Raw genomic sequence first — 1309 nt, 5'->3', positions numbered from 1 at the left:
CCGATCTTCACCATGTCGGTGCAGCCGCAGGGACATATCTTCTGCGCGGGTTCGATCACCTGCTCGATGCGCGGTAGGTGATCTGGCAGATGGCCCAGGTTGCGTTTGGCTGCCGGACGTCTGGGCCTGCCATCGGCATTGCGCTCCGCCAGCGCTGCCCGGGCAGCCTCGGCTTCCGCGACGGCCGTTTCCAGATCCTCGAAAGCCAACTGACGCGCATCGGGGGGAAGCTGCTCGGACCGCTTGCCATAAAGCGCATGGCGCAGCTCGGCGATCAGGTAATCCTGACGTTCGGTCTGCGCCTCCAGCCCTGCGACCTTGGCCTGCATGGCTGCAAACGCCTCCCGCACGGCGGGCGGAAGGCTGTCCAGATCAAAGGGGAGATCGGCGGGCGCAGTCATGACGATTTATACCGCACGCCTGCACGATTGCCCATATTTACAAGGCAATCCGAGTCATTCTGTCGCGGTGGGCGGGCTCGGTCTGGGCGCATGAATGCGGCGCCAGTCAAGCCCTGCAAACAGAGCCTCGAACTGCACCCGCGACAGCCGCATGACCCCGTCGCCCACCTTCGGCCAGGCAAAGCCGCCCTGTTCCAGCCGCTTGTAGATCATCACGATCCCACTGCCGTCCCAGAACAAAACCTTGATCCTGTCGCCACGTTTGGACCTGAACACAACCATCACCCCAGCTTTGGGCGCAAAACCCAGCTCGGCATGGGCCATGGCGGCCAGCCCATCGTGCCCCTTGCGGAAGTCCACCGGCTTGGTCGCAATCACGATCCGGACGGCCTGATCGGGGAAGATCACAGCGCCTTCCTCAACGCCGCCGCCAAGGCCGCCGCACGCTCCGGACTGCAGTTGGGTGCCACATGTAAAACTGTGCCGCAGATCTCGACCCGGATCACGCCTGTGTCTGCCGGCGCGGCAGCGGCATCAGCCATTGGCTCGATCACCAGCGGCACGAAAGTCGGGGACATATCGACCGGCATGACCAGTTCCCCTTTACGCGCCTGACCGCGCCATCCCGAAAGGTGTCGGGCAATCAAACCATACTTCGCCGCAACATCGCAGACCCGCGCGCCGGGCTGAAAACTCTCGGCCACGATCCGCGCCTTGAGGTCATCCGGCCAGCGTCGCCGCCCGGTCGGACCATCAAGGACCTCGATCCGCGACACTCCCTTCGCCCCACGCACCTCCATCCGGTGCTCATTTTGGTGCTCCACGACCAGTCCCCCGCAAACTCAGTTGCAGGACGACATGCCCGAAGTCACTTCATGCCGAAACCACGGGGCTGGCGCACCGCTTAC

Annotated in this window: 3 protein-coding genes; all 3 read right to left on the bottom strand. The window is 63.9% G+C overall.

Annotated features, from left to right (window positions below):
- The coding region (locus J2X53_RS22460; RefSeq protein WP_349039709.1) for a transposase at nucleotides 1–401 on the bottom strand (401 nt) is incomplete at its 3' end.
- A gap of 54 nt (nucleotides 402–455) precedes the next feature.
- Nucleotides 456–809 (bottom strand): IS66 family insertion sequence element accessory protein TnpB, encoded by a 354-nt coding sequence (tnpB, locus tag J2X53_RS22455; RefSeq protein ID WP_349039708.1) that lies wholly within the window; start codon nucleotides 807–809, stop codon nucleotides 456–458.
- On the bottom strand, nucleotides 806–1225 hold the full coding sequence (locus J2X53_RS22450) for a transposase (protein WP_349039707.1): 420 nt from the start codon (nucleotides 1223–1225) through the stop codon (nucleotides 806–808). The genes tnpB and J2X53_RS22450 overlap by 4 nt, the downstream gene beginning before the upstream one ends.
- Nucleotides 1226–1309: the final 84 nt, after the last annotated feature.

The organism is Pseudotabrizicola sp. 4114 (assembly GCF_031457365.1).
GTDB lineage: Bacteria > Pseudomonadota > Alphaproteobacteria > Rhodobacterales > Rhodobacteraceae > Pseudotabrizicola.
Note: the sequence above shows the minus strand (reverse complement) of the source record. Positions and strands in the feature narration are given on the sequence as shown.